The organism is Micromonospora sp. NBC_01796 (genome assembly GCF_035917455.1).
Taxonomy (GTDB): Bacteria; Actinomycetota; Actinomycetes; order Mycobacteriales; family Micromonosporaceae; genus Micromonospora_G.
In genome coordinates this window covers 3,489,551-3,515,540 of sequence record NZ_CP109078.1, presented here as the reverse complement: position 1 = coordinate 3,515,540, position 25,990 = coordinate 3,489,551, and the positions used below count along the sequence as shown (strand labels likewise).

25 protein-coding genes and 1 riboswitch are annotated in these 25,990 nt (G+C 71.3%); of the genes, 12 read left to right on the top strand and 13 right to left on the bottom strand.

The features are described from left to right. Positions 1-71: 71 nt before the first annotated feature. The 5 genes from OIE47_RS16265 to OIE47_RS16245 form a co-directional block, all read right to left on the bottom strand. Complete coding sequence (locus OIE47_RS16265; protein ID WP_326562332.1) at positions 72-392, bottom strand: DUF1416 domain-containing protein; 321 nt, start codon at positions 390-392, stop codon at positions 72-74. A 3-nt stretch (positions 393-395) separates the two neighbouring features. Beyond that, a complete protein-coding gene (locus tag OIE47_RS16260) occupies positions 396-1,244 on the bottom strand; it encodes a sulfurtransferase (RefSeq protein ID WP_326562331.1) in 849 nt (282 codons plus the stop codon). A gap of 164 nt (positions 1,245-1,408) precedes the next feature. After that, positions 1,409-1,486 (bottom strand): Ms5788A family Cys-rich leader peptide, encoded by a 78-nt coding sequence (locus tag OIE47_RS16255; RefSeq protein ID WP_311202345.1) that lies wholly within the window; start codon positions 1,484-1,486, stop codon positions 1,409-1,411. A gap of 81 nt (positions 1,487-1,567) precedes the next feature. Then, the gene (locus OIE47_RS16250) at positions 1,568-2,296 is read right to left on the bottom strand and encodes an LmeA family phospholipid-binding protein (RefSeq protein WP_326562330.1); all 729 of its coding nucleotides are present in this window, start codon (positions 2,294-2,296) and stop codon (positions 1,568-1,570) included. A 250-nt stretch (positions 2,297-2,546) separates the two neighbouring features. Beyond that, positions 2,547-3,653 (bottom strand): hypothetical protein, encoded by a 1,107-nt coding sequence (locus tag OIE47_RS16245; protein ID WP_326562329.1) that lies wholly within the window; start codon positions 3,651-3,653, stop codon positions 2,547-2,549. 261 nt (positions 3,654-3,914) lie between these two features. Between OIE47_RS16245 and OIE47_RS16240 the strand changes: the two genes are divergently transcribed. The 7 genes from OIE47_RS16240 (at position 3,915) to pstB (ending at position 11,219) form a co-directional block, all read left to right on the top strand. After that, positions 3,915-4,643, top strand: coding sequence for a winged helix-turn-helix transcriptional regulator (locus OIE47_RS16240; RefSeq protein WP_326562328.1), 729 nt, complete (start codon positions 3,915-3,917; stop codon positions 4,641-4,643). Between the two features lie 250 nt (positions 4,644-4,893). Then, positions 4,894-5,874 (top strand): polysaccharide deacetylase family protein, encoded by a 981-nt coding sequence (locus OIE47_RS16235; RefSeq protein WP_326563117.1) that lies wholly within the window; start codon positions 4,894-4,896, stop codon positions 5,872-5,874. A gap of 68 nt (positions 5,875-5,942) precedes the next feature. After that, positions 5,943-6,884, top strand: coding sequence for a mycothiol synthase (gene mshD / locus OIE47_RS16230; protein ID WP_326562327.1), 942 nt, complete (start codon positions 5,943-5,945; stop codon positions 6,882-6,884). Between the two features lie 213 nt (positions 6,885-7,097). Beyond that, the gene (pstS, locus tag OIE47_RS16225; RefSeq protein WP_326562326.1) at positions 7,098-8,201 is read left to right on the top strand and encodes a phosphate ABC transporter substrate-binding protein PstS; all 1,104 of its coding nucleotides are present in this window, start codon (positions 7,098-7,100) and stop codon (positions 8,199-8,201) included. Positions 8,202-8,245: 44 nt separating this feature from the next. Further along, complete coding sequence (gene pstC / locus OIE47_RS16220) at positions 8,246-9,343, top strand: phosphate ABC transporter permease subunit PstC (RefSeq protein WP_326562325.1); 1,098 nt, start codon at positions 8,246-8,248, stop codon at positions 9,341-9,343. Between the two features lie 41 nt (positions 9,344-9,384). Then, positions 9,385-10,422 carry a phosphate ABC transporter permease PstA gene (pstA, locus tag OIE47_RS16215; RefSeq protein ID WP_326563116.1) on the top strand — a complete coding sequence of 346 codons (1,038 nt, stop codon included), beginning with the start codon at positions 9,385-9,387 and terminating at the stop codon, positions 10,420-10,422. 20 nt (positions 10,423-10,442) lie between these two features. Then, positions 10,443-11,219, top strand: coding sequence for a phosphate ABC transporter ATP-binding protein PstB (gene pstB / locus OIE47_RS16210; protein WP_326562324.1), 777 nt, complete (start codon positions 10,443-10,445; stop codon positions 11,217-11,219). Between the two features lie 87 nt (positions 11,220-11,306). Here the strand turns inward: pstB and OIE47_RS16205 are convergent, their stop codons facing one another. Both OIE47_RS16205 and OIE47_RS16200 read right to left on the bottom strand, forming a co-directional pair. After that, on the bottom strand, positions 11,307-12,194 hold the full coding sequence (locus OIE47_RS16205) for an NUDIX hydrolase (protein WP_326562323.1): 888 nt from the start codon (positions 12,192-12,194) through the stop codon (positions 11,307-11,309). Positions 12,195-12,365: 171 nt separating this feature from the next. Continuing rightward, positions 12,366-12,575, bottom strand: coding sequence for a DNA-binding protein (locus tag OIE47_RS16200; protein ID WP_326562322.1), 210 nt, complete (start codon positions 12,573-12,575; stop codon positions 12,366-12,368). Between the two features lie 603 nt (positions 12,576-13,178). Here OIE47_RS16200 and OIE47_RS16195 point away from each other — a divergent pair. Next, complete coding sequence (locus OIE47_RS16195) at positions 13,179-14,174, top strand: Gfo/Idh/MocA family protein (protein WP_326562321.1); 996 nt, start codon at positions 13,179-13,181, stop codon at positions 14,172-14,174. Positions 14,175-14,273: 99 nt separating this feature from the next. Here OIE47_RS16195 and OIE47_RS16190 read toward each other — a convergent pair whose 3' ends face one another. The 3 genes from OIE47_RS16190 to OIE47_RS16180 form a co-directional block, all read right to left on the bottom strand. Then, a complete protein-coding gene (locus tag OIE47_RS16190; protein WP_326562320.1) occupies positions 14,274-15,287 on the bottom strand; it encodes an inorganic phosphate transporter in 1,014 nt (337 codons plus the stop codon). A 4-nt stretch (positions 15,288-15,291) separates the two neighbouring features. Further along, positions 15,292-15,918 (bottom strand): DUF47 domain-containing protein, encoded by a 627-nt coding sequence (locus tag OIE47_RS16185; protein ID WP_326562319.1) that lies wholly within the window; start codon positions 15,916-15,918, stop codon positions 15,292-15,294. Positions 15,919-16,071: 153 nt separating this feature from the next. Further along, positions 16,072-16,974: a PPK2 family polyphosphate kinase gene (locus OIE47_RS16180; protein WP_326562318.1), complete on the bottom strand. Its 903-nt coding sequence runs from the start codon at positions 16,972-16,974 to the stop codon at positions 16,072-16,074. A 216-nt stretch (positions 16,975-17,190) separates the two neighbouring features. Here OIE47_RS16180 and sigJ point away from each other — a divergent pair, with 216 nt between their 5' ends. Next, a complete protein-coding gene (sigJ, locus tag OIE47_RS16175) occupies positions 17,191-18,192 on the top strand; it encodes an RNA polymerase sigma factor SigJ (RefSeq protein ID WP_326562317.1) in 1,002 nt (333 codons plus the stop codon). A gap of 37 nt (positions 18,193-18,229) precedes the next feature. On the opposite strand, the gene OIE47_RS16170 is transcribed toward sigJ, so the two are convergent. Continuing rightward, a complete protein-coding gene (locus tag OIE47_RS16170; RefSeq protein ID WP_326562316.1) occupies positions 18,230-18,733 on the bottom strand; it encodes a DUF402 domain-containing protein in 504 nt (167 codons plus the stop codon). Positions 18,734-18,951: 218 nt separating this feature from the next. On the opposite strand from OIE47_RS16170, the gene OIE47_RS16165 reads away from it, so the two are divergent. Beyond that, positions 18,952-21,009 (top strand): ATP-dependent DNA helicase, encoded by a 2,058-nt coding sequence (locus OIE47_RS16165; RefSeq protein WP_442792160.1) that lies wholly within the window; start codon positions 18,952-18,954, stop codon positions 21,007-21,009. A 19-nt stretch (positions 21,010-21,028) separates the two neighbouring features. Here the strand turns inward: OIE47_RS16165 and OIE47_RS16160 are convergent, their stop codons facing one another. Then, positions 21,029-22,336, bottom strand: a complete 1,308-nt coding sequence (locus OIE47_RS16160; protein WP_326562314.1) for an AI-2E family transporter — start codon at positions 22,334-22,336, stop codon at positions 21,029-21,031. Between the two features lie 178 nt (positions 22,337-22,514). Here OIE47_RS16160 and OIE47_RS16155 point away from each other — a divergent pair, with 178 nt between their 5' ends. After that, positions 22,515-22,853 carry a GroES family chaperonin gene (locus OIE47_RS16155; protein WP_326562313.1) on the top strand — a complete coding sequence of 113 codons (339 nt, stop codon included), beginning with the start codon at positions 22,515-22,517 and terminating at the stop codon, positions 22,851-22,853. Here the strand turns inward: OIE47_RS16155 and OIE47_RS16150 are convergent. Next, a complete protein-coding gene (locus tag OIE47_RS16150; protein WP_326562312.1) occupies positions 22,844-24,280 on the bottom strand; it encodes a PrsW family intramembrane metalloprotease in 1,437 nt (478 codons plus the stop codon). The genes OIE47_RS16155 and OIE47_RS16150 overlap by 10 nt on opposite strands. A gap of 128 nt (positions 24,281-24,408) precedes the next feature. Further along, positions 24,409-24,530, top strand: a riboswitch (SAM riboswitch). A gap of 44 nt (positions 24,531-24,574) precedes the next feature. On the opposite strand from OIE47_RS16150, the gene OIE47_RS16145 reads away from it, so the two are divergent. Next, on the top strand, positions 24,575-25,885 hold the full coding sequence (locus OIE47_RS16145; protein ID WP_326562311.1) for an aminotransferase class V-fold PLP-dependent enzyme: 1,311 nt from the start codon (positions 24,575-24,577) through the stop codon (positions 25,883-25,885). The last annotated feature ends 105 nt before the right edge of the window (positions 25,886-25,990 follow it).

Here is a 25,990-nt window from a genome sequence, read left to right as displayed (position 1 = left end):
CCCGGTACGCAAAAAGCGATCCCCGCCCGAGCCAACCGGCCCGGGCGGGGATCCGCTGCTGTTGTCGCCGGTCAGACGACCGTGACGCCGACCTCGTTGATGCCCCGGCCGGCGGTGACCAGGACGTCACCGTTGCCGTGGCGGGACAGGGCCCGCAGGGTCCAGGTGCCGGGTGCGGCGAAGAACCGGAACTGGCCCTCCGGCGACGTGACGACCTCGGCGGTGAACTCGCCGGTGGAGTCGAGCAGCCGGACGTAGGCGCCGGGAACGGCGTCGCCCGAGTCGGCCCGTACCACGCCGGTGATGACGGTTTCCCGGTTCAGGTCCAGACCGGCCGGCAGCGGGGCCGACTGGTCCGGAGCCGCGCAACCGGCGGCGGTGGGAGCTGTCATGGCTCAGGCCCTCCCCGGTTCGTCGCCGAGCACGATCGGGACGCCGATGAGCGAGCCGTACTCGGTCCAGGATCCGTCGTAGTTCTTCACGTTCTGGTGGCCGAGCAGCTCCTTCAGCACGAACCAGGTGTGCGAGGAGCGCTCGCCGATCCGGCAGTACGCGATGGTGTCGAGGCCGTCGTCCAGCCCGGCCTCACCGTAGATCTTGCGGAGGTCGTCGTCGGACTTGAACGTCCCGTCCTCGTTGGCCGCCTTCGACCACGGCACGCTGACCGCGGTCGGGATGTGACCGGCCCGCTGGGACTGCTCCTGCGGCAGGTGCGCGGGGGCGAGCAGGCGACCGGCGTACTCGTCGGGGGACCGGACGTCGACCAGGTTCTTGACCCCGATCGCGGCGACGGCCTCGTCACGGAAGGCGCGGATGCTCAGGTCCGGCTCCTGTGCGACGTACTGGGTGGCGGGGCGGGAGACGGCGTCCTTGACCAGCGGACGGGCGTCCAGCTCCCACTTCTTGCGACCGCCGTCGAGCAGCTTCACGTCGCGGTGGCCGTAGAGCTTGAAGTACCAGTACGCGTACGCGGCGAACCAGTTGTTGTTGCCCCCGTAGAGCACCACGACGTCGTCGTTGCTCACGCCGCGCTCGGAGAGCAGGGCCTCGAACTGCTCCTTGTTGACCGCGTCCCGGCGTACCGGGTCCTGGAGGTCCTTGCGCCAGTCGAGCTTGATCGCACCGGCGAGGTGGCCGCCGTCGTAGGCGGTGGTGTCCTCGTCAACTTCGACGAAGACCACGCCCGGGGTGTCGAGGTTCTTCTCGGCCCAGTCGGCCGAGACGAGTGCGGTGTCGCGACTCATCAGATCACTCCTAATAAGGATGACGGATTGGTGAGCCAGCGCGGGTATCGATGTTTTTCGTCGCACCACGCGCGGGACCCATAGCGAGAGGATCACGGGTTCGTGCGACGGCGCCGCTGCCGGGCGTGAGGGAAATCAGAGGGTACGCGAGAGCAGCCCCGCCGTCAGATGACGGGGCGACACAGGCAGGTGGCCACGCGGCACAGGTCGACCGCGCGCCGTTTGGTGAGGAGCGTCCCCATGGGCAGGGAGCTTACCAGCCGGAAATATTCGCGTCACCAGCCAACCACGATCCGGGACGGCGACGAACGGGTGAACGCGGGCTAGCTGATCGGTACGTCCTTCGCGGTGGCCCGTACGGCCAGCCCCTCGGGCAGCGGCGTGACCTCCTGCACCTGGAGGTTGAACGGCAGTTCCGGCAGCGGGACCCGGAAACCGATCTGGCGGGCCGCCTCCTGGACCGCCAGGCGGGCCAGCGGGATCTCCGGCAGTCCGTCCACGGTCACGTTGCTGAAGCTGAGCGCCACCTCGGCGCCCTCTATCTTGACGTTGGCCGCACCGTGCACGGTGAACTGCTGCCCCAGCAACTGGAGCGGAGCGTCGACCAGGAGCTTGCCGCCCTCCTCCCGCAACCGGATGCCGGGCTGGTCGATCAGCTTCACCACGCTGTCGTACGAGATGGTCGCGGTGCCGTTGACGGTCCCGGCGGTCACCTGCCCCTGCCCGGTACGCAAAGTGTTGATCGACGCGGCGATGTCCCGGGCGTCGACGTGCAGTTCCGGCAGGGCCACCGTCGCCTGCACGTCGGGAACCGGTGCCTCGACGTCCCGCAGCACGATCACGATCGACTCGTAGTTGCCGGCGATCACCTGGGTGAGGAACGGCGTGCCGTTCACCGTCACGTCCGGGGGACCGGTCTTGATCCCCTGCCGGGCGGTCTCCTGGCTGATCCGGGTGGCGATCTCCCGCTCGGCGAAGCCGACCGCGTACCGGTCGGCGACCACCAGCGCGGCGACGAGCACCAGCAGCAGGATCAGCAGGACGATGAGCACCTTGCGACCCCGCCGACGCGGGCGGTCCTCGGTCCGGTGGGACCGGGGCAACCGCCGCGGATAACTCTCACCCTGTGCCGGATAACTGTCTGCCACGCCACCCGCCTCCGCCTGCCCGGATCGGCGGAGCGACCGATCGGGAACCGCTTATGTACCCGGCCCGCGTCAGGCTCAACCCGGGAAATCCCATGATCCCCTACGGCAGGCCGAGGGGTTGTGTCGATGCCCGGATGCCTGCCCTGTCGGTGTGTCAGAGGAAGAAGACGCTCATCGCGTACGCCGCCGGGGCGGCCAGAGCGAAGCCGCCGAGCGGGCCCTGCATGTGCCGGGCCACCCACATCGTCGGCGGTTCACCGGCCATCAGGCGTCCCGCCTCGGAGTAGCCGACACCGAGATCGGCGAGGACCGCCGCGGTCGCCGCGACCAGCCCGACGATCGCACCGCTGGTCGGGGTGAAGCCGACCACGTAACCGCCGATCAGGCTACTGGCCAGGGTGCCGAGCATCGCGCCGAGGACCACCCCGGCCGCGCCACGGGGCACCTGTGGCGCCAGCCGGGGCCAGGGCAGAACCGCGTCGGTGAGCCGGGCGACGACCAGGGCCACCCCGCTCCCGCCGAGGCAGACGAAGATCGCCTGGGTGCCGATCGGGAGCCGGCTGAGCACGATCAGACTCGCGAACGCGACCACCCCGATGACGATCAGCAGGGTGGCACCGAGCGACTCGGTGACCCGCGCCCGGTCGGTCCGGCGGACCAACTGGCCGAGAACACCGGCCACGAACCCGGCCACCGCCACGAAGCCGACCGGCCCGAGGGCGGCCACGTCCGGCACGATCGCGGCCACGTCCGCTCCCGCGGCGACCGCCACCGAGACCCCGGCCACCAGTGGCAGCGCGGGCGGTCGCATCGCCATCGTCCAGGCCAGGATGTAGAGCAACTGCACCCCGAACACCACCAGGGCGAACGGGACCCGGGCGCCCGGACCGGAGGTCTGCGCGCCGAAGACCAGCCCGAGGCCGAGCAGGCCGGCGAAACCGGCGACCGCCAGCGCGAGCGGACGGCGGATCGGGACCGGTTCGATCTCCTCCTCGTCCTCGTCGTCGGTGTCCGGGTCGAGGCCACTACCGGGTACGGGGTCGTCGGACCCGCGCTTGCCGCGCAGCCGCCGCCGGCCGGTCTCGAGTTCCGGCTCCTCCTCCACCGCGACCGGCGGTTCGTCGTAGGGCATGCCGGACTGGCCCGGCCCGGGCGGGTAACCGCCACGGGGGGCAGGGCCGGGCGCTGGTCCGGCCGGCCCGGTACGGGGCCCGTCGGCCCAGGAATCGCGACCGGTCTCGGGTGACGTCGAGGGGAACACGCACTGATCGTGCCAGATCGGGCCGCAGACGCACGGATTCTGGTTACGGGGAGGTAAAAACCTCCCCCGTTGAGTCAGAGAACACAGCTGAAGGGGCGATCGTCCGGGATCGGTCCGCAACGGATCCGATAAGCTCGGGCCTTACCCCGCCCCGTCAGCGACGCCGGGACCGACACCATTGACCAGTGACGCCAGCCGGCCATGAGCCGGAGACACGCTGGCCCACCGCGCGGCGATGCGCCGCCGGGACGGAGGTGATGTGTGGAGATCCTGCTGCTGGTCACCGCGCGTGCAGGCGAGCCCTCGGCCGTACTGCCCGCTCTGGACCTGCTCCCCCACTCGATTCGTACCGCACCCCGCGACGTCCGGACCCTCGTTGCCGGGCCCAGCCCGGACGCCGTACTCGTGGACGCCCGCTCCGAGCTGAGCGAGGCTCGGGCCACCTGCCGGATGTTGCACGCCACCGGGCTCGGCGTACCGCTGATCGCGGTCGTCACCGAGGCCGGACTGATCGCCCTGAACGCCGACTGGGGCGTGGACGACGTGATCCTGGCCAGCGCCGGGCCGGCCGAGGTCGAGGCCCGGCTGCGGCTCGCCGTGGGCCGGCTCACCAACGCCATCGCCGGTGCCGGCGGGCAGATCCGGGCCGGTGAGCTCTCGATCGACCCGGACACCTACGCGGCCAAGCTGAAGGGTCGCCCGCTCGACCTCACCTACAAGGAGTTCGAGCTGCTCAAGTTCCTCGCCCAGCACCCGGGCCGGGTCTTCACCCGGGACCAGTTGCTGCGCGAGGTCTGGGGCTACGACTACTTCGGCGGCACCCGTACCGTCGACGTCCACGTCCGGCGACTGCGCGCCAAGCTCGGCTCGGAGTACGAGTCGATGATCGGCACCGTCCGCCAGGTCGGTTACAAGTTCGTCGTACCGCCGTCGTCGTCCCGCTCCCTGTCGGAGTCGGAGGCGGCCGTGGCGGCGGCCATGTCCGTCTGATCCGTCACCACCCCCGTACCGCAGCTCTCCCGAACGCCATCCGGTGTAACAACTGGGTGGCGTTCGGCGTGTCAGGCTCGACAAATCGGTCTAATGCCTGGAAACGCCTCTTACCTGACAAAAACGTACGTACCCTGAGTTTTCAGGTGCGGCGTCAGGAGGGACGGCAGTGGCATCGATACGTGGCCGGGCGTCGGCCTACTACCAGTACGGACACCGCCGAGCTGGCTCGGCCCACCTGCGACTGATCATGGTGCTCACCCTGGCGGTCGGCGCCGTGCTCGGCAGCGTGTACGTGCTCGGCCGTACCCTCAGCACCTCCGACCCGGCAGCCGACCGCAACGGCGTCGCCGCCACACCCGGCCCGCCCGGGGTCGGCACCGGCACGCCGTCCCCCACCGGCACCCCGGCACCGGCCACCCCGTCGGCCAGCCCCTCGTCGGTCGCGCCCACCAACCCCGACGGGGAGACCATCCCCACCGACGACCGCCCCCGGCTCGCCCTGGAGAAGGGCGGCCCGTACGGCAGCCGGATCAGCACCGGCGTACGGGAGGTCGCGCTCACCTTCGACGACGGGCCGGACCCGGGCTACACCCCCCAGGTGCTGGACCTGCTCGCCAAGTACCGGGTCAAGGCCACCTTCTGCCTGGTCGGCCAGCAGGCAGCCGCCCACCCCGAACTGGTACGGGCGATCGCCGACGCCGGTCACACCCTGTGCAACCACTCCTGGTCGCACGACATCGCGCTCGGCGCCCGGTCCCGTACGGCGATCCGGACGGATCTGGCCCGTACCAACACGGCCATCCGGGCGGCGGTGCCGGGAGCCCGGATCGTCTACTTCCGCCAGCCCGGCGGTAACTGGACCAATTCAGTCGTGGCAACCGCCTGGGAACTCGGGATGACCTCGCTGCACTGGACCGTGGATCCCCGGGACTGGACCCGGCCCGGTGCCGGCAGCATCGCCTCGACCGTCACGGGCGGCGTCGGTGCCGGCGCCATCGTCCTGATGCACGACGCGGGCGGCGACCGGCAACAGACGGTCGCCGCGCTCCGGACCATCCTGCCCAACCTGCTCCGCCGGTTCGAGCTGGAGTCCCTGCCGACCGGACTGCCCCGGGACACCTCCTCCGACACCGACCGGTCGGACACGCGAGCGGCCGGACCGGAGGCGTCGGGCCGTACGCCCACCCCGTCGGCAACCACGGGCACGCCGCACCTGCCACCACAGTGACGTCGCCCTCGGCCCGGTGATCCCACCCGCCGCACCTGGCGCCCTCGGGCTACGGTGGCCGGGTGACCATGGGCGTGCCAGAGGTAGTCCGGACCGATCGACTCGGCCCCGCCGAGATCCGGGACATCCTGGCCCTGGCACGGGCAGCGGACCGCGCCGACGGCGCGCTCCCCCTGTCCGAACACGTGACGCTCCGGCTCCGGCCGGACGACCCCGCCCCCGTCGACCACCTGGTCGTACGCGACCAGGACGGAACGGCGGTCGGCTACGCCCAGCTCGACCGGACCGGTGACCCGACCGGGGCCGAGGCGGAACTCGTCGTACATCCGGACCACCGGCGGTCCGGAGTGGGCCGCGCCCTGGTCACCGCGCTGACCACCGCGAGCGTCGGCATCGAACTGCGGCTCTGGGCACACGGCGACCACCCGTCAGCCGCCGCGCTCGCCCTCGACCTGGAGTTCACCCGCACCCGGGAGCTGTGGCAGATGCGCCGGCCGCTCGGCCGGGACCTCGCCGAGCCCACCCTGCCCGACGGAGTTGTCCTGCGGGCGTTCCGTCCCGGTACGGATGAACAGGCGTGGCTCGACGTGAACCGGCGGGCCTTCGCCGAACACCCCGAACAGGGCCGGTGGACCTCGGCCGACCTCGCCGTACGGATGGCTGAGCCGTGGTTCGACCCGGCCGGCTTCCTGCTCGCGGTGCAGGAGTCGACCGGTCGCCTGCTCGGCTTCCACTGGACCAAGGTGCACGGTCAGCCGGACGGGGTCGAACCGGACGGGGTCCGGCGCGAACCGGTCGGCGAGGTGTACGTGGTCGGTGTCGAACCGGAGGCCCACGGTCTCGGCCTCGGCAAGGCCCTGACCTCGGCCGGACTGCGTCATCTCGGTGACCGTGGGTTGACCCGGGTGATGCTCTACGTGGACGAATCCAACGCTTCGGCGGTGGCGCTCTACCGGCGACTCGGCTTTTCCCGTTGGACGACGCACGTGCAGTACCAACGCGCCGCATAACGGACGTAGCGAACTCCCGCCCCTCAGTTCACGGAACGGACAACTCGCCCTCAGCTGCGGTCCATCTAGCCGGCCGCACCTGTTCACTCCCCGTTCACTCGCGCCCGGCAAACCGGCTACCTGGCACTTCTAACTTGCGTAGTAGCCAGCGGATAGCCGGCTCCCGGGGCACCAGTTCCCGGCGCTCCGTCCATGTGAAGGGAAACCCCTCAGGTGAAGCTCCAGCGGCACGGCATTCTTGCCTGCCTCGCTCTGACTGCGGCACTTGCACTCAGTGCGTGCGGCTCGGACAACAACGAGCCCGCCGGTTCCTCGGCCTCCGGGTCCGCCGCCGCAGCCGACTGCGCCACCGGCACCATCAACGCCGCGGGTTCCTCCGCGCAGAAGAACGCCGTTGCCGAGTGGGTCAAGACCTACCAGCAGCAGTGCACCGGCGTGACCATCAACTACGACCCCTCGGGTTCCGGCGCGGGCATCCAGTCCTTCATCGCCGGCACCGCTGACTTCGCCGGCTCGGACTCTGCGCTCAAGGACACCGAGCAGCCGCAGGCCGACGCCAAGTGCCCGTCGGGCAAGGCCATCCACCTGCCGATGGTCATCGGCCCGGTCGCCATCGCCTACAACCTGACCGGCGTGACCGACCTGCAGCTCAAGCCGGCCACCCTGGCGCAGATCTTCGCTGGCAAGATCACCAAGTGGGACGACGCCGCGATCAAGGCTGACAACCCCAGCGCGACCCTGCCGTCGACCGCCATCCAGGCCGTGCACCGCTCGGACGAGTCGGGTACGACCGACAACTTCACCGCGTTCCTGAGCAAGGCCGCCGAGACCGACTGGACCTTCGGCAAGGCCAAGGCGTGGAAGGCACCGGGCGGCACCGGCGCCAAGGGCTCGGACGGCGTCGCCGCCCTGGTCAAGCAGACCGCCGGCACCATCGGCTACGTCGAGCTCTCGTTCGCCGAGAACTCCTCCCTCAGCACCGCCAAGGTCGCCAACGGTTCCGGCGAGTTCGTCGCGCTGAACGCCGAGTCGGCCGGCAAGACCATCGCCAGCGCCGAGGTCACCGGCCAGGGCGACGACCTGAAGCTGTCGATCGACTACAGCACCAAGGAGGCCGGGGCGTACCCGATCGTCCTGGTGACCTACGAGATCGTCTGCAACAAGGGCCTCGCCGCCGACAAGCTGGCGCTGGTCAAGGGCTTCCTCGGGCACGCGGCCAGCAGCGAGGGTCAGGCCGATCTGGCCGACCTCGGTTACGCCCCGCTGCCGGAGTCGGTCCGCACCAAGGTCGAGGCCGCGGTCAAGACCCTCGCCTGACCCGGTAACCCAGCCCCCGGACACCACACGGAGCGAGCGAGCAGATGGGTGAAACCCCTCCCCGCTCGGCCGACGCCGGCACCGGCGGATCGGGCGTGACAACGAGTCACGACCGACCCGCCGGTGCTTCGGCGCAATCGGCCGAGTATTCAGCGACACCGTCCCACCGTGCTCCCGACGGGGGCGGACTGGGCGGCGGCGGTGCCCTGCCCCGGCGCCGCGCATTCGGCGCCGAGCAGTTGTTCCGCGTGCTGACCCTGGCCGCGGGCACGATGGTGCTGGTCATCATCGTGGCGATCGCGATCTTCCTGGTCAGCAGGGCCATACCGGCCCTACAGGCCAACCACGAGAACTTCTTCACCTTCAAGAACTGGGCGCCGAACGAGGGCGAGCCCCGGTTCGGTATCGCCGCGCTGGCCTTCGGCACCGTGCTGAGCGCGGTCATCGCGCTGCTGCTCGCGGTGCCGGTGGCCCTCGGCATCGCGCTGTACCTCTCGCACTACGCCCACCGGCGGATCGCCAACACCCTGGGCTTCCTCATCGACCTGCTCGCTGCCGTACCCAGTGTCGTGTTCGGGCTCTGGGGTCGCGACGTGTTCAGCGGACCGGTCACCGACCTCTCGGTCTGGCTCAACAAATACTTCAGTTGGATCCCGCTCTTCGGCGGGGAGGGGCCGTTCGGCCGGGCGATCCTGCTCGGCGCGCTGGTCCTGGCGATCATGGTCCTGCCGATCGTCACCTCGCTCTCCCGCGAGGTCTTCATGCAGACCCCCACGGCCAACGAGGAGGCCGCCCTCGCCCTGGGCGCCACCAAGTGGGAGATGATCCGCACCTCGGTGCTGCCGTACGGGCGGCCGGGTGTGGTCGCCGCGGTCATGCTCGGGCTGGGTCGCGCGCTCGGCGAGACGATCGCCCTGGCGATGACCCTCGGCGCCACCTTCGCCATCTCGTTCAACCTCATCCAGTCCGGTGGCAACTCGATCGCGGCCAACATCGCCAACGGATTCAGTGAGTCCAACGACATCGGCCGGGGCGCCCTCATCGCCTCCGGCCTGGTCCTGTTCACCATCACGCTGGTGGTCAACATGACCGCCCGGGTGATCCTCAACCGCCGTCGCGAATTCACCGAGGGGGCAGCGTGAGCGCCTCGACCCTGGTCAGCCCCAGCGGAACCGGGGTTGAACTGCGCGGCCGGCGGCTGTCCAAGTGGGCACCGCTCGGCATCGCCGTACTCGCGCTGGTTCTCGCGGCCGTCGTGGTCTACGGCACCGGCATCGGCGGCTGGGTGCTGGCGATCGTCCTCGGCGCCGTGTTCTACCTGGTCGCGCTCTATCTGGTGGCTCGCAACGTCGAGGGGCAGCGGGCGGCGAACAACCGGACCTGGAGTGCACTGATCCACTCCGCGTTCGTGCTCGCCGTACTCCCCCTCAGCTCGGTGGTCTGGACGCTGGTCTCCAAGGGAACCGCGCGGCTGGACGGCGACTTCTTCGGCAGCTCGATGAACAACATCGGCGCCCGGGACGCGAACGGTGGCGCGTACCACGCGATCATCGGCACGCTGGAGCAGGTCGGCATCGCCACGCTGATCACCGTTCCGCTCGGTGTCGCCGGTGCGATCTACATCGTCGAGTACGGCCGGGGCCGGTTCGCCAACACGATCCGGTTCTTCGTGGACGTGATGACCGGCATCCCGTCCATCGTCGCCGGTCTGTTCATCCTCGCGTTCTGGGTGCTCATCGTCTCCCCGCACTTCAGCGCGGACGGACGGCCGGGTTACTCCGGTTTCGCCGCCGCACTGGCGCTGAGCGTGCTGATGCTGCCGACGATCGTCCGGTCGACCGAGGAGATGCTCCGGCTCGTCCCGGCTCCGCTGCGGGAGGGCTCGTACGCCCTCGGCATCCCGAAGTGGAAGACGATCATGAAGATCGTGCTCCCGACCGCACTGCCCGGCATCGTCACCGGCGTGATGCTCGCCGTCGCCCGTGCCGCCGGGGAAACCGCTCCGGTGCTCCTGGTCGCGGGTGGTACCGCGGCGATCAACTTCAACCCGTTCGAGAACAACCAGTCGTCGCTGTCCCTGTTCGTCTACGGGCAGGCGACCGAGGCGGGACGGTACTCGCCCGACCGGGCCTGGACCGCCGCGCTGACCCTGGTGGCCCTCGTACTCGTCCTCACCATCGCGGCGAAGCTGCTCGCTCGCCGCAGCCAGATCTCCCGATGAACCCCGGAGGGGCAACCACCATGGCAAAGCGTGTCGAGGCGGAGAGCGTCACCGCGTACTACGGGTCGTTCAAGGCGATCGAGAACATCAACCTGACCGTCGAGCCGAAGACCGTGACCGCCCTGATCGGGCCGTCCGGCTGCGGCAAGTCGACCTTCCTGCGCTCGATCAACCGGATGCACGAGGTGCTGCCGGGGGCCCGGGTCGACGGCAAGCTGACCATCGACGGCCAGAACATCTACGACAACGACGTGGACGTGACCGCCGTACGGCGGCTGATCGGCATGGTCTTCCAGCGCCCGAACCCGTTCCCCACCATGTCGATCTTCGACAACGTGGTGGCCGGGCTGAAGCTCAACGGCGTACGCCGCAAGTCGGTGCTGGAGGACGCGGCCGAGAAGGCGCTCCGCTCGGCGAACCTGTGGGACGAGGTCAAGGACCGGCTGGGCAAGCCGGGCGCGGGCCTGTCCGGCGGTCAGCAGCAGCGGTTGTGCATCGCCCGGACGATCGCGGTCGAGCCGCAGGTCGTGCTGATGGACGAGCCGTGCTCGGCGCTGGACCCGATCTCCACGCTGGCGATCGAGGACCTCATGTTCAAGCTGAAGGACCAGTACACGATCATCATCGTGACGCACAACATGCAGCAGGCGGCCCGGGTGTCGGACCGTACCGCGTTCTTCTCGATCGAGCGCACCGGTGACCCCGGCCGCCTGATCGAGTACGACTACACGCAGAAGATCTTCAGCAACCCGAGCGTCAAGAAGACCGAGGACTACATCACCGGCCGCTTCGGCTGATCGGCGGCACGACCTTCACCGGGCTTCCGGCGACCCACTCGGTCGCCGGGAGCCCGCTTCCGTCTCTCCGATCCTTCGGGCTCGGCCTCAGCCGAGCAGGAACCGGCCGGTGCCGTCCGGAGCCAACTCGAACCGGGGCAGCACCGGGGTGGCGGCGTTCCGCTCCGCCGAGGCGGCCGGCAGCCCGGCCAACCCACCGGACGCGGCGATCTCGGCCAGCGTCACCCTGGTCGGCGGGAGCATCGAGATCTCGCCCGCGTCGGCCCGCGCCAGCGCCTCGGTCGGCCGGATCCACATGGTGTGGTCGGCCTCGCCGGAGACGTCGCGGGTCCGCTGCCCCGCCGGCAGCAGGGCCACGAAAAAGTACGTGTCGAAGCGGCGCGGTTCGAACTCGGGCGTGACCCACCTCGACCAGGGCAGCAGCAGGTCCGCCCGGAGGGTGAGCCGCTGCTCGCTCAGCAGGTCGGCGAAGCTCGCCCGCCGGTCGACCAGCGCCTGCCGGGCCGACTCCCACTCGGCTCCGCTCACGTCGCCGACGATGGTGCCGGCACCGGGTCCGGCGAGCAGCACCCCGGCCTCCTCGAAGACCTCCCGCGCGGCGGCACAGAGCACCGCCTGGGCGGCGTCGGGGGCCAGTCCCAACCGGTCACCCCAACTCGCCGCCGGAGGACCGGACCAGTCGAGCGCGGCCCGCGAGTCGGACGGGTCGACGCCGCCGCCGGGGAAGGCGTACATGCCGCCGAACGTCATCGTGACGAGCCGGCGGATGACGTACACCTCGAAGTCGTCCCCGGCCTCGCCGTCGGCGGCCGGGGCCGGGCGGACCAGCAGTACGGTCGCGGCCATCCTGGGTGTGGCCGGTGTCCCGCCCTCGGCGTAGAACCGGCGGGCGTGTTCGACCAGCGACTCCGGTGCGGCGTACGTCGGCGGGGTGACCGCCGGTCGAGTCGGCGACCCGCCGCTGTCGATAGTCATGCCGCCGAGCCTAACCGGCGATCTTGACTGGTGGACGCGCTGGCAGGCCCGGATCCTGGCTGTCGTCCGGATGATCCACGCGCTCTCATCTGTCGGTGGGAGTGGCAACACGACAGCTCACCGCGCGTCGATCATGAACTACGAGCAGCACATGTCGCGGGGCGTGGACGGCTATGCACCCTCGTCCGGCTCGTCCACCGGTACGGGGCGGCCATGCCTCGCGGCCCATGCCCGGATGTCGTCGGCGAGCCAGATGCGGCCGACAGCGAGGGTGGCGATCGGCTCGGGCCAGTCGTGCTGCGTCGCGAGTTGCGACACGCGCTGACGCGAGACGTTGAGGAAATCGCCGACTTCCTGCGCGGCCCATAGCTCCAGGTTCATTGCGGGCACCTTCCGGCGGGGGCGCACTTGACGCTTGCCTACCGGGGCTTGACGCATGCCTAATTGAGGCCGCAAGATTACGTTATGCGTACTCGACGTCAGCCGCAGCCGATCCCGTCAGGTCCCCTCCACCGTCGGCGCCATCCGCTCAGTCGGTGGTGTCGGTGCGGCCTCCGCTGGCGGCACTGTCCAGACCGGCTCAGCCGCCCCCAGCCTGCTGAGCCGACGCCAAACACGCCCAATCGGGGGCGCTGGTGAGCACCCACGTGGCCGAACGGCCTTCGTGGCGCTGCCGGGCCTGCGGCGTTGACTGGCCGTGCCCCCCTCGACGGGAAGAACTCGCTGGCGAGCCGACCCTGTCAGCCGCCCTCTACCTCTCAATGTGCCTGTCCGACGCGGTCGAAGACCTGCCCGATGTGTCGGTCGGCGACCCTCGGCGACGCTTCCTGACATTGCCCGCCTAGCCGAACGCGGATAGCCCCACCCAACACAGGAGCAGACCCTGCGGTTGGTGTTGTGCCGGGTCACGGGGGATGCTTCGGGCTGTTCTCACGGGTGCGAGATTGCCGGAGGTAGCCGGCGGCCCGTGGTTGGAGGGGTGACATGGATCAGCAAGCTGGCCCCGGGCGCGTTACGCGCTGGGGCATCCTGGCCACCGGCAACATCGCCGCCCGGTTCGTCGAGGACCTGCGACTCGTACCGGACGCCGAGGTGGTGGCCGTCGGCTCCCGATCGCTCGACGCGGCCCGGCTCTTCGCCGACCACCACGACATCCCCCGGGCGTACGGCTCCTGGGCGGAACTCGCCGCCGACGACGAGGTGGACGTGGTGTACGTGGCCACCCCGCACGCCGCCCACTACGACGCCACCATGACGCTCCTGGAGGCGGGGCGGGCGGTGCTCTGCGAGAAGCCGTTCACCCTCGACCTGCCGACCAGCACCACGCTGATCGAGACCGCCCGGAAGCGGGACGTCTTCCTGATGGAAGCCATGTGGATGCGGTGCAACCCGACCGTACTGCGGGTGTTGGACCTGATCGCCGACGGCGCGATCGGTTCGGTGACCGCCGTACAGGCCGCGTTCGGGGTGGCCGGGCCGTTCCCGCCGGAGCACCGGATGCGGGCCAAGGCGCTGGGCGGCGGGGCCCTGCTCGACCTGGGGGTCTACCCGATCAGCCTGGCCCACCTGGTGCTCGGGCGGCCGGACCACATCCGGTCCTGGGCGGCGCTCGGCCCGGAGGGGGTCGACGAGAACACCGGGGTCGTCTTCGGGTACGACTCCGGCGCGGTCGCATCGCTGAGCTGCGGCATCGTCGGCGCGACCCCGCTGACCGCGACGATCACCGGCACCACCGGCCGGATCGAGCTGGGCGAGCCGTTCTTCCGGCCGAGCGGGGCGACCCTGCACCGGGCGGGCGCCGAGCCGGAGCTGCTGCCGGCCGAGGTGGTCGGCAACGGCTACCAGTACGAGGCCGCCGAGGTGCAGCGCTGCCTGGCCGCTGGCCTGAAGGAAAGCTCTCTCGTCCCCCACGCCGTGACCCTCGACGTGATGGACCTCCTCGACACCATCCGCACCCAGATCGGTGTCACCTACCCCTGACGCGCCCGCCCCTTCGGGGGCCCACATACAGAGAATGAGGGGCTGTCCGCACGCGGATAGCCCCTCATTCTCTACAAGTGCGTGCTTCGGGCGTACCCGTCAGAAGAGGGGGCGGACGGCGAAGTAGCAGATGGCGGCGATGCCGGCGGCTGCGGGGAAGGTGAGGATCCAGGCCATCACGATGTTGCCGGCCACGCCCCAGCGGACCGCGGAGAGCTTCTTGGTCGCGCCGACGCCCATGATCGCCGAGGTGATGGTGTGGGTCGTGGAGATCGGCAGGCCGAGCCGGGAGGTGGTGAAGAGCACGATGCTGGCCACCGTCTCGGCGGCGAAGCCCTCCGGCGGACCAAGGTCGATGATCTTCCGCCCGAGGGTACGGATGATCCGCCAGCCACCCGCGTACGTGCCGAGGGCGAGCACGGTCGCCGAGGTCCAGAACACCCACTCCGGGATGTGCGTCCTGCTGTCCTGGTAACCGCCGGCGAACAGGGCCAGCACCACGATGCCCATGGTCTTGGCCGCGTCCTGCATGCCGTGCCCGATCGACATCGCCATCGCCGAGACGGTCTGGGCCCAGCGGAAGCCCCGGTTCAGCTTCGCCGGGTTGCCCTTCCGGAAGACCCACATCACCGCGAGCATCATCAGCGCCCCGAGTCCGAACCCGACCAGCGGCGAGGCCACCATCGGGAGGACCACCTTGAGCAGGATGCCGTTCCAGAGCACCGAGCCGCCGACGTTGAAGATGCCGGAGCAGAGGGTGGCACCGACCAGCCCGCCGAACAGGGCGTGCGAGGACGAGGAGGGGATGCCGAAGTACCAGGTGAGCAGGTTCCAGCAGATGGCTCCCAGCACCCCGGCGAAGACCACCCCGAGACTGGCCAACCCGGCGGGCAGTTCGACCAGGCCGTCACCGACGGTCTTGGCGACGTTGCCGCCGAGGTGGGCGCCGATGAAGTTGCCGAGCGCCGCCATCGCCAGCGCGACCCGGGGCGTGAGTGCCCGGGTGGAGATGCTGGTGGCGATCGCGTTCGCGGCGTCGTGGAAGCCGTTGGTGTAGTCGAAGAGCATGGCGACGGCGATCACCGCGAGTACGGCGATCAGTTCAGGAGACACCGGGTCAGGACTCCTTGACCGCGATGGTCTCGACGGTGTTCGCCACGTGCTCGAAGGCGTCACAGGCCGCCTCCAGCTCGTCGGCGACCTCCTTCATCTTCAGCACGGTCAGCGCGTCGTACTCGCCGGAGAAGAGCCGGACCAGGAGCATCCGGTACGCCTGGTCGCCGTCGTTCTCGAGCCGGTTGCACTCGATCCAGTAGTCCTCGAGGTCACGCATCGAGCGCAGCCGGGGCATCGCCTCGGCGGTGAGCTTCGCCTGCTGGTCGAGGACGTTCACCAGCTCGTGCATCTCCCGGGGCAGCGACGGCAGCTTGGTCAGCCCGTAGAGGTAGAGCAGGTTGCCGACCGCCTCGAGGTGGTCCATCACGTCGTCGAGCAGGGACCCGAGCCGGTAGATGTCCTCCCGGTCGAAGGGCGTGATGAAGGTCGAGTTGATCTTCTTGTACAGGTCGTGGGTGATCTGGTCGCTGTCGTGCTCGACCTCGGTGAGCCGCTCGCTCACCGACTGCACGTCGACCCCGGGCAGGGCCAGCTCGTTCAGCAGCTCGGTACCCCGCACCAGGTTCTGCGCGGCCCTGGTGAAGAGCTCGTAGAAGGCGCCCTCGGTGGGGCGGAAGGAAAACTTCACGGCACGGACCTCGTCGCGTCGGCGGTGGGGGTGGCGGGCGTCAACGGACCTGCCTTGGGGAATGCTAGGAAACGACAAAATCGCGCAACCACCGGCCCACCTCTGGCCAGGTGTGATTCACCATTGGTTCACCTGCTGTTCATCTAGCGACAGTTAGGCCTCCACCGGCTCCGGGCGCATCTCGAGCAACCGCCGCCGCTCCCGCTCGACGTCGAACCTCGGTGCCGGATAGGTCAGGTGCATGCCCGCGAAGGTCTCCCGAAGCAGGCTCGCCACCGCCCAGTCGCGGTACCACTTCCGGTTCGCCGGGACCACGAACCAGGGTGATCCGGAGGTGCTGCAACGCGCCAGCGCCTCGGCGTACGCGGCCTGGTAGTCGGCCCAGCGGGCGCGGGTGTCCACGTCCGCCGGCTCGTACTTCCAGTGCTTCTCCGGGTCGTCGAGCCGGCTGCGCAGGCGCTCCAACTGCTCGTCGTAGGAGATGTGCAGGAAGACCTTGAGCAGGGTCACCCCGCCGTCGGCCAGCTCCTGCTCGAACTCGTTGATCTCGTCGTACCGGGCCCGCCAGGTGTGCTCGGGGACCAGCGACTCGACCCGCGGCACCAGGACGTCCTCGTAGTGTGATCGATTGAACACCCCGACGTATCCCGGAGTCGGCAGCGCCCGGCGGATCCGCCACAGGAAGTGGTGGTTGAGCTCCTTCTCGGTCGGCCGCCCGAACGACCTGATCTGCAGGCCGAGCGGGTTCATCGTGCCCGCCACCCGCCGGATGGTGCCGTCCTTGCCGCCCGCGTCCATCGCCTGGAGCACCAGCAGCAGCCTGCGCCCGGACGCCGGGTCGACCTTCGCCGAGGCGAACAGCATCTCCTGCTGCCGACCCAGGTCCGCCCCGATCTCCTGCACCCGGGCCCGCGCCCAGGCCTTCGGATCGCTGCCGACCACCCCGGCCCGGGGCAACCCCGGCGTCGTACGCGGGTGGATCGCCCCGAGGTCCAGCCCGGTCCCGCCGGTCGGCACCCGCAGCAGGTCGCGGACGGACCGCCTCGGCTCGCTCATGCCGGCACCACACCACGTCTGGTCATACCCCGATCATCGCCGACCGGAGGCCCCGCCGCGACGCGAGCCCCGAGTCGCCTCCCGCCGGCCCGTTCCGCCGGAGGAGCACGACAGCCGGTTCCACCGGGAGTAGCGCGCTGGCAGGCCCCGTCGGAGTAGGGGGAGAATTCGCGGCGGAGCACCGACCGGGAGAGCGATCCAGGCAGGGGGGCGGCCGTGCGGGACCTGGCGACCGAGTTCGAGGCCGAGCGGGACCACCTGACCGCGGTGGCGTACCGCATGCTCGGCAGCCGCGCCGATGCCGAGGACGCGGTCCAGGAAACCTGGCTGCGCTACGCACGGGCACTCGCCGACCCGGCGGCCCGCGCCGAGATCCGCGACCTGCGCGGCTGGCTCACCACCGCCACCGGCCGGATCTGCCTCGACCTGCTCCGCTCGGCCCGGGTACGCCGCGAGGCGTACGTCGGTCAGTGGCTGCCCGAACCGGTGATCAGCCGGCTGCCCGACACGCCCGGACTGGCCGCCCCCGGCGCCGCCGGACACCTCCCCGACGCCGGCGGCTTCGCCCCCGACCCGGCCGAACGAGTCACCCAGACCGAGGAGGTCGGGATCGCGCTGCTGGTGGTGCTGGAACGGCTCACCCCCGAGCAGCGGGTCGCGTTCGTGCTGCATGACGTCTTCGCGGTGCCGTTCACCCAGATCGCCGAGGTGCTGCACGGCACACCGACGGCCGCCCGGCAGCTCGCCTCCCGGGGCCGGCGGGCGGTCGCCGAGGGCGGGCCCCGGCACACCGCCGACCTGGCCGAGCAGCAGCGGGTGGTCGCCGCCTTCCTCGCCGCCGCCGAATCGGGCGACCTCGACCGGCTGGTCGCGGTGCTCGCCCCGGACGTGGTCTTCGTCGGCGACAGTGGCGGTCACGCCCCGAGCGCCCGCAACCCGGTTGTCGGGGTGCTGAAGGTGGCCCGGTTCGCGCTCGGCCTGGTCCGCCGTACGGTGCTCGACACCACCGCCGCCCGGGCCCTGCCGGTGCTGGTCAACGGCTCGCTCGGGCTCCAGGTCGAGGGGGACTACCGCAACGACCGGCGGCTGCGGGTGGTGACCTGGTACACGGTCGCCGACGGCAGGATCACCGGCATCTTCCACCAACAGAACCCGGAGAAGCTGAGCCGGGTGCCGGCGCTCGGACCTGACACGCCGCAGTGGCCCGCCCCATGCTGACCCGCCCGGCTCGGGCATGGTCGCCCGGAGGCGGCGTTCAGAGCACCAGGGCGAGCCACTTCCGGTACGCCGTGGCGAACGGCTCGGTCCCGTCGCCGAGCGCGTCGTAGAGCCACTCGGCCGCCGCCTCGGCCCGGACCACCACGTCCTCCGGGTAACCGAACCGGACCCGGTGGTCGGCGAACTCGTCCTCGTCGCGCAACTCCACCGCGCCGGTCCCCCGACGCCGGACCACGTCGAGGTCCAGATCGATCAGGTTGACCGTGTCCCCCTCCCAGCGGGCCGGGCTGGCGATGTCGCAGTAGACCTCGCTGGTCCTCGGCGGAGGGTTGAACATGCCGGTCCACCACGCCGAGTGCGGCACGAGGAGCACGAAGGGGATCTGCTCCACGGAGGGTCGGCCGTGGTAGACCGACTCGGTTCCGGCGGTCACCCCGAGCCAGACACCCAGGTCGTCCTCGGTCAGCCGGCGGGCAGGGTAGTCCCGGTGCGCGGTGCCGTCGTACTTGGTGTAAACGACCCGGACCACATCGCTCGACATGCCCGCACCCTAACCGATGCCCCCCACTCCGCGCCCGTGCGAAGACCCTTCGCCAACCGAGGTGCGCGGTCGGTGTCGGGACGGCCAGGTACGGTCCTACGGTGACCGCTCCGACCACCGCCAACAACACCGCCGACTCCGGGAGCGCCGACTCCGCGAAGGCCCCGGCACCGACCACCCGTCGGCGGCGGCGCGCCGGTCGGCCGAGCACCGACGAACTGCTCGCCGCCGCCGTCGGCGCGGTGCCCGGCGGCTCGGCCCGGCCCGGTCAACAGCTCATGGCCTCGGCCATCGAGGAGAGCATCGCCACCGGCGAGCACCTGCTGGTCCAGGCGGGCACCGGCACCGGCAAGTCGCTGGCCTATCTCGCGCCGGCACTGACCGTCGACGGGCCGGTGGTGGTCTCCACCGCCACCCTGGCGTTGCAGTCCCAGCTCGTCGAGCACGACCTGCCCCGGCTCGCCGACGCGGTCGAGCCGGTCCTCGGCCGTCGGCCGACGTTCGCCGTGCTGAAGGGCCGGCACCACTACCTCTGCCTGGCCCGGCTGGACAACTCCACTGAGGACGAGCCGGAGGACACCCTCTTCGACACGCCCGGGCGTGGCGGGGGCATGAAGTGGCTCGGCGAGGCGGGCCGGCTGGGCAAGCAGGTCGAGCGGCTGCGTGCCTGGGCGGACAAGACCGAGACCGGCGACCGGGACGAGCTCGATCCGGGCGTCGACGACCAGGCGTGGCGGCTGGTGTCGATGCCGGCCCGCGAGTGCGTCGGTGCCGGGCGGTGCCCGTACGGGCCGGAGTGCTTCGCGGAGGCGTCCCGGGTCCGGGCCCGCGAGGCCGACATCGTGGTGACCAACCACAGCCTGCTCGCCGTCGACCTGCTGGCCGACCGGCACATCGTGCCGCCGCACAAGCTCCTGGTGGTCGACGAGGCGCACGAGCTGGCCGACCGGGTCTCCTCCGCCTCGCAGGCCGAACTCGTACCGGAGCTGGTCGACCGCGCCGCCCGCCGGGCCCGGCCGCTGCTGACCCCGGAGATCGCCGAGTCGCTCATCGCCGCCGGTGACGCGCTCTCGGTCGGGCTGGCCGAGGCGCCGGCCGGGCGGATCACCGCCGGACTGCCGGGTCCGTTACGGGAGGCGTGCACCCTGCTCGACGCGGCCACCCGCGCGGCCCTGGACAAGGTCGGCGACATCAAGGCCGACGACCCCGATCCGGTACGCAAGCAGCAGGCCAAGGCAGTCCTCGACGACCTGTCCAAGACCTCGCAGCGGCTGCTGGAGGAGGGCGAGCACGACGTGGCCTGGGTGGAGAAGTCGGACGGTCCGGGGGCGGGACGCCGGGCCCTGGTCGTCGCGCCGCTCTCCGTCGCCGGCATGCTCGCCAACGAGCTGTACGACGAGCGCACCGTGGTGGTCACCTCCGCCACGCTGGCCCTCGGCGGCCGGTTCGACACCGTGGCCCGCGCCCTCGGCCTCGGCCCGGTCACCGTGGACCCGCCGTCGCCGGCCGCCTCCGCGCTGGCCGCCTCGACCGCCCCGGCCCGCAAGGCCAAACCGGCGCCGAAGGCTGCCGGGGACGCCGCCCTGATCGAACGCGAGTCGGGTTCGGGGTGGCGGTCGCTCGACGTCGGCTCACCCTTCGACTACGGCCGACAGGGCATCCTGTACGTCGCCGCGCACCTGCCCCGCCCCGCCGCCTCCGGCCTGCCCGACGCGGCCGGCACCGAACTGCTCGAACTGGTGACCGCGCTCGGTGGCCGTACCCTCGGGCTGTTCTCCTCCCGGCGGGCCGCGCAGCAGGCCGCGGAGCTGCTCCGGGCGCGGACCGACCTGCCGGTCCTGCTCCAGGGTGAGGAGTCGCTGCCGCTGCTGGTCCGCCGGTTCCGGGAGGAGCGGGCGAGTTGCCTGTTCGGCGTGATGTCGCTCTGGCAGGGCGTGGACGTGCCGGGCGACGCCTGCCAGCTCGTGGTGATCGACCGGCTGCCGTTCCCCCGACCCGACGAGCCGTTGGCGGCGGCCCGCGCGGCGGCGGTCGACGCCTCCGGCGGGTCCGGCTTCGCGGCGGTCAGCGTGCCGATCGCGGCGGTCCGGCTGGCCCAGGGTGTGGGTCGGCTGATCCGGTCGACCGGCGACAAGGGCGTGGTCGCGGTTCTCGACTCCCGGCTCGAGACCGCCCGTGGCTACGGTGCGTTCCTGCGCCGCTCGTTGCCACCGTTCTGGTACACCACCCGGCCCGAGGTGGCCCGGGGCGCACTGCAACGCCTCGCCAAGGACTGACCCACGCCCCCGTAGCCGGTCACGGAGCGGTGGAGGCGACCACCACCGCGTCCGGCGGGACCTCGGGCGGGCGCCGGTGGGCCAACCGCCGCACGGCCGTGTTGAGTACGGCGATCAGCGGTACGGCGATCAGCGCGCCGACGATCCCGGCGAGCACCACTCCGGCGGCGATCCCGACGATCACCGCGAGCGGATGGATCGCCACCGCCCGCCCCATGATCAGCGGTTGCAGGATGTGGCCCTCGATCTGCTGCACCCCGATCACCACGCCCAGGATGATCGCCGCGGTGACCGGGCCGCTGTCGACCAGCGCGACCAGCACCGCGACCGCCCCGGAGAGGGTGGCCCCGACGATCGGGATGAACGCGCCGAGGAAGACCAGGGCGGCGAGCGGGAACGCGAACGGCACGTCGAAGATGACCAGGAAGATGCCGATGCCGACGGCGTCGATGAAGGCGACCAGCACGGTGGCGCGTACGTAGGCGACCAGGGTGGCCCACGACGCCCGCCCGGCGTCGTCGATCCGCCACCGGGCGTTGACCGGGAGCAGCCGGACCATGAAGCGCCAGATCCTGCCCCCGTCGCGGAGGAAGAAGAAGGTCGCGAAGAGCACCAGGAGGGCGCCGGTGAGCAGCTCGAACAGGGTGGTGGCGGTGGAGAGCGCACCGCTGGTCAGCGCCTGGGTGTTCTCGTCAATCCACTTCTGCGCCTCGTCGATGTACGAGTTGAGCTGGTTGTCCGACAGGTGCAGCGGTCCCGTACGGAGCCAGTCCTGGATCTGCCGGATGCCCTCGGAGGCGTTCTTGCTCAGCTCCGGCACCCCGCCGACGAACTCGGTCACCACCCGGGTGAGCGTGCCCACCACCGCGGCCAGGCCACCGACCAGCACCAGTGCGGTGGCCAGCGAACGCGGGAACCGGGCCCGCAGCAGCCAGCCCACCGCCGGGGCGAGCAGGGCGGAGAGCAGCAGCGCGATGATCAGCGGGATGATGACGATCCGGATCGTGCCGATCACCCTGAGCAGGGCATAGGTGACCAGGCCGATCGCGAGCAACCGCCAGGACCAGGCGCCGGCGATCCGCAGCGCCCTCGGCACGTCCGCGTCGTCGCGGCTCGACGTTGAGGAGTGCACCGACGCGACCTCGTCACCGGCGATCGGCGCCCGGGGCGGCGGCACCGGCGACACGTACTGCTCCGGCGCCGGGGGCTCGTCGGCCACTGTCACCCGCTCACCGGCGGCCGGACGCGCGGCCCGGACCGAGTCACGGCCGGACTCGTACGCGCGGCGGGCCCTTGCCCGCAGCTGCTCGAAGCGGCTCAAGCGCACACCTCCTGGCTGGCGAACCGGCTTACCTACGGTAACCGGCAGGAACACGACGGAACGTCCCGACGGAGCCCTGAATTCTCCCCCAGTTTGCCCCTACCGGCGGCTGCGCAACCCACCCGTCGGCCGTGACCTCGACCTCCACCACCGTCGCCACGGTCGCAGCGGTACCGTTCCGGTCGTGACCGCCGACCCAGACCTCGACAACGGCCTACCGATCCGCCTGCTGCACGACCGCGTCCTGGTACGCCTGGAGGCCGGCGAGGGTGAACGGCGCTCGACCGCCGGCATCGTCATCCCGGCGACCGCCTCGATCGGACGCCGCCTCGCCTGGGCGACCGCGGTGGGTGTCGGACCCAACGTCCGCTCGATCGTCTCCGGTGACCGGGTCCTGTTCGACCCGGACGACCGCTCCGAGGTGGAACTGCACGGCCGGGAGTACGTCCTGCTCCGCGAGCGCGACGTGCACGCGGTCGCCGCCGAGCGGGTGGACACCGACTCGACCGGGCTCTACCTGTAACCGGGCGGCGGCGGGCCGTACGGACCGTAGGGGCTCGGAGCCGGCGGCGGGGTGAACACCACCGGGATCGGCACCACCGGCTCGGCCGGCGCCTCCACCGTGCGCGGCACCCCGTCCGGGAAGTTCAGGTGGTAACGGGCCCCGTCCCAGACCCCGACCGGCGCCTGCGGGTCCCGACCCACGAACGCCCACCGGTACGCCGTGATCGCGTCGAGCAACTGCCGCTCCTCGTACGCGGTGCGGGCGCGGTCGGCCGGCTTGGTGTCCAGCCCGCGCAGCATCCCGTCGCGCAGCAGAGCCAACCGGGTGGCCGAGAACTGGAAACCGCGCATCGCCTTCAGGCCCGGTTCCCCCGCGACCCGCCGGGCCCAGCGCCGGGCCGAGTGCCGCCGGCCGAGACTGCCCAGGGCGGCCACCTCGGGCGGGCTGAGCCAGCCGGCCCGTACGTAGTCGGGCAGCCGGCGCTCGGTGAGCCGGCCCTCCCAGCCACGCAGCCAGACGGCCAGCCCGACCATGCCGAGGAAGATCGGCACCATCACGCCGATGTACCCGTAGAGCACTATCAGGTTCTGCCCGAGTGCCGCCGCCAGCGAGGGCATCAGGTTCCAGGTGCCGTGCAACATCATCGCCGCCAGGAGACCGGCCAGCGGGGCGAAGATCCGGACCCGCTTGTCCGCCGAGCGGGCCGCGATGCCGAGCCCGATTCCGGTCATCGAGGTGAACAGCGGGTGGGCGAACCCGGTGAGCAGGATCCGGACGATGAAGATCGCGAAGACGTTCTGCACCCCGGTCGCCGGACCGTACTGGTCGGCACCGGCGGCGTAGCCGTACCCGCCGAGGTAGAGGATGTTCTCCACCATGGCGAAGCCGACCGCGGAGAGTCCGCAGTAGACGATCCCGTCGGTGATGCCGGACCACTCCCGGCGGCGGAACAGCAGCAGCAGGAACGGCCCGAGGGCCTTGGTCAACTCTTCGATGAACGGCGCCCCGAGCACCGCCACCAGCGAGTCCGGCAGCCCCCACCCGGCGAACAACTCGGCGGTCTCCCGGTTCACGTTCAGCGAGGCGGCGGTGGCGACGAACGCACCCCAGGCGAAGCAGAAGATCAGGTAGACCATCGGCTCGGGCTCGTACCGGTCGAGCCAGAGGAAGCAGGCGATCAGCACCGGCACCGGCAGGATCGCGGCCACCAGCCCGATGATCAGCGCCTGCAGGCCGAGGTCGTCGCCGAGGGTTATCGCCATGTAGACCGCACAGCCGGCGATCAGCAGGATCACCCCGGCGAGCACCAGACCACGCCGCCAGGTCAGCCCTCGGCCGGAGAACTTCGCCACCCTCGGCGGGATGGCGCTGACCGGCGGGGTCGGCGCGGCAGGCGGGATCGGCGGCGGCGAGTAGGGATCTCCGCCGGGCGGGGTGTCGGCCATGACGCCAGCGTAGTCACCCCTCGACCCGCTGGTCGGACCGCAATCCGTCCGGTTATGCTGCCAGGCAGGTCACGAGTGCCAGCGACCAACGCACACCGACCCGACCGACCACCGGCGAGACGCCGGAGGTTCGACCGGACGGTGGGCGAAGCCCCAGCTTGCTGGCCGGCAACCCTCGTCGAGTTCGCGGTGGGGTGCCCTGGGTGATGACCGGGCCCAGCCCGATCCGTGTGCTGGGCAAGCGCGGACCCCACCCTCAGCAACCGGGGTCCCGGATTGCCGGAGGTCGTACCCATGCGTTCCACTCTCGTACCCGTCTCCTCCCCGGTCGACCCGCGCACCGCCGCGCCGCGCCCGACGGCCGCGACCGGGGTCACCGTCGCGCCGCTCGCACCCGCCGGACCGCTCGACGTCCTCGGCGTGCCCGACCTGGTCAACCTCGACTACGCCGCCACCGCACCCTGCGCCCGTGCCGCAGCCGACGCCGTGGCCGAGCTCCTGCCCTGGTACGGCAGCGTGCACCGGGGCGCCGGGGCGCTGTCCCAGCGCAGCACGCTCGCGTACGAGCGGGCCCGGCAGACGGTCGGCGACTTCCTCGGCACCCGGGCCGACGACTACGTGATCTTCACCCGGAACACCACCGACGCGCTCAACCTGCTCGCCCGTGCGGTCCCGGCCGGCACCACCGTGGTCACCTTCGGCGGCGAGCACCACGCCAACCTGCTGCCCTGGCCGAACACGGTACGACTGCCCGTCCCCGCCTCGCCCGCCGCCGCCGTGACGGCCCTGAGCCAGGCGCTGCGTGAACTGCGCCGCGAGTCAGACCCGGCCGACCCGATCCTGGTCACCGTCACCGGCGCCAGCAACGTCACCGGCGAACGGTGGCCGGTGACCGAACTGGCCGCCGTCGCCCACCGGTACGGCGCCCGGATCGCGGTCGACGCCGCCCAGCTCGCCCCGCACGCGCCGGTGGACATCGCCGGATCGGAGATCGACTACGTGGCGATCTCCGGGCACAAGCTCTACGCCCCGTTCGGCACCGGAGTGCTCGCCGGACGGGCGGACTGGCTGGACGCGGCGCCGCCGTACCTGTTCGGCGGCGGGGCGACCCTCGGTGTCGGCACCGCCACCCACGACGTGCGCTGGGCGGACGGCCCCGGACGCCACGAGGCCGGCACCCCGAACCTGCTCGGTGCGGTCGCCCTCGCCGCGGTCTGTACGGCCCTCGACGAGGCGGACCGGGCCGACCTGCACGCCCGCGAGCAGGACCTGCTGGCCAGGTTGCGGGCCGGGCTGCACGCCCTGCCGGGGATCGTCGAGCTGCGTACCTTCGACGCCGACGCGCCACGGGTCGGCATCGTCTCCTTCGTGGTCGCCGGTCGGGACTCGGCCGAGGTCGCCGCCGAGCTGGCCCGAGGGCACGGGATCGGCGTACGCGACGGCCTGTTCTGTGCCCACCCGCTGGCCCGACGGCTGCTCGGCGAGGCCGCCGCGCGCAGTGGCCGGTCCGACCTGCCGCCGACCGCCCTGCGGGCGAGCATCGGCCTGGGCAGCACCGCCGCCCACGTCGACCGGCTGCTCGACGCCCTCGCCGAACTACGCTGACGGCAGGCCGCCGCAGTCCGGGCGCTGCCCGCCCGCTCCGGGGGCTGACGCGAAGCCGCACGGCCAGCTCGGTGGGCAGACGGGCGCGCGGTCGGGTCAGTGCGC

Bases quoted from the DNA above. Each gene is read 5' to 3' on its own strand.
- OIE47_RS16265 (WP_326562332.1), bottom strand. From the start codon at position 392: ATGACAGCTCCCACCGCCGCCGGTTGCGCGGCTCCGGACCAGTCGGCC.
- OIE47_RS16260 (WP_326562331.1), bottom strand. From the start codon at position 1,244: ATGAGTCGCGACACCGCACTCGTCTCGGCCGACTGGGCCGAGAAGAAC.
- OIE47_RS16255 (WP_311202345.1), bottom strand. From the start codon at position 1,486: ATGGGGACGCTCCTCACCAAACGGCGCGCGGTCGACCTGTGCCGCGTG.
- OIE47_RS16235 (WP_326563117.1), top strand. From the start codon at position 4,894: ATGGTGCTCACCCTGGCGGTCGGCGCCGTGCTCGGCAGCGTGTACGTG.
- mshD (WP_326562327.1), top strand. From the start codon at position 5,943: ATGGGCGTGCCAGAGGTAGTCCGGACCGATCGACTCGGCCCCGCCGAG.
- pstC (WP_326562325.1), top strand. From the start codon at position 8,246: ATGGGTGAAACCCCTCCCCGCTCGGCCGACGCCGGCACCGGCGGATCG.
- pstB (WP_326562324.1), top strand. From the start codon at position 10,443: ATGGCAAAGCGTGTCGAGGCGGAGAGCGTCACCGCGTACTACGGGTCG.
- OIE47_RS16205 (WP_326562323.1), bottom strand. From the start codon at position 12,194: ATGACTATCGACAGCGGCGGGTCGCCGACTCGACCGGCGGTCACCCCG.
- OIE47_RS16200 (WP_326562322.1), bottom strand. From the start codon at position 12,575: ATGAACCTGGAGCTATGGGCCGCGCAGGAAGTCGGCGATTTCCTCAAC.
- OIE47_RS16195 (WP_326562321.1), top strand. From the start codon at position 13,179: ATGGATCAGCAAGCTGGCCCCGGGCGCGTTACGCGCTGGGGCATCCTG.
- OIE47_RS16180 (WP_326562318.1), bottom strand. From the start codon at position 16,974: ATGAGCGAGCCGAGGCGGTCCGTCCGCGACCTGCTGCGGGTGCCGACC.
- OIE47_RS16170 (WP_326562316.1), bottom strand. From the start codon at position 18,733: ATGTCGAGCGATGTGGTCCGGGTCGTTTACACCAAGTACGACGGCACC.
- OIE47_RS16150 (WP_326562312.1), bottom strand. From the start codon at position 24,280: ATGGCCGACACCCCGCCCGGCGGAGATCCCTACTCGCCGCCGCCGATC.
- OIE47_RS16145 (WP_326562311.1), top strand. From the start codon at position 24,575: ATGCGTTCCACTCTCGTACCCGTCTCCTCCCCGGTCGACCCGCGCACC.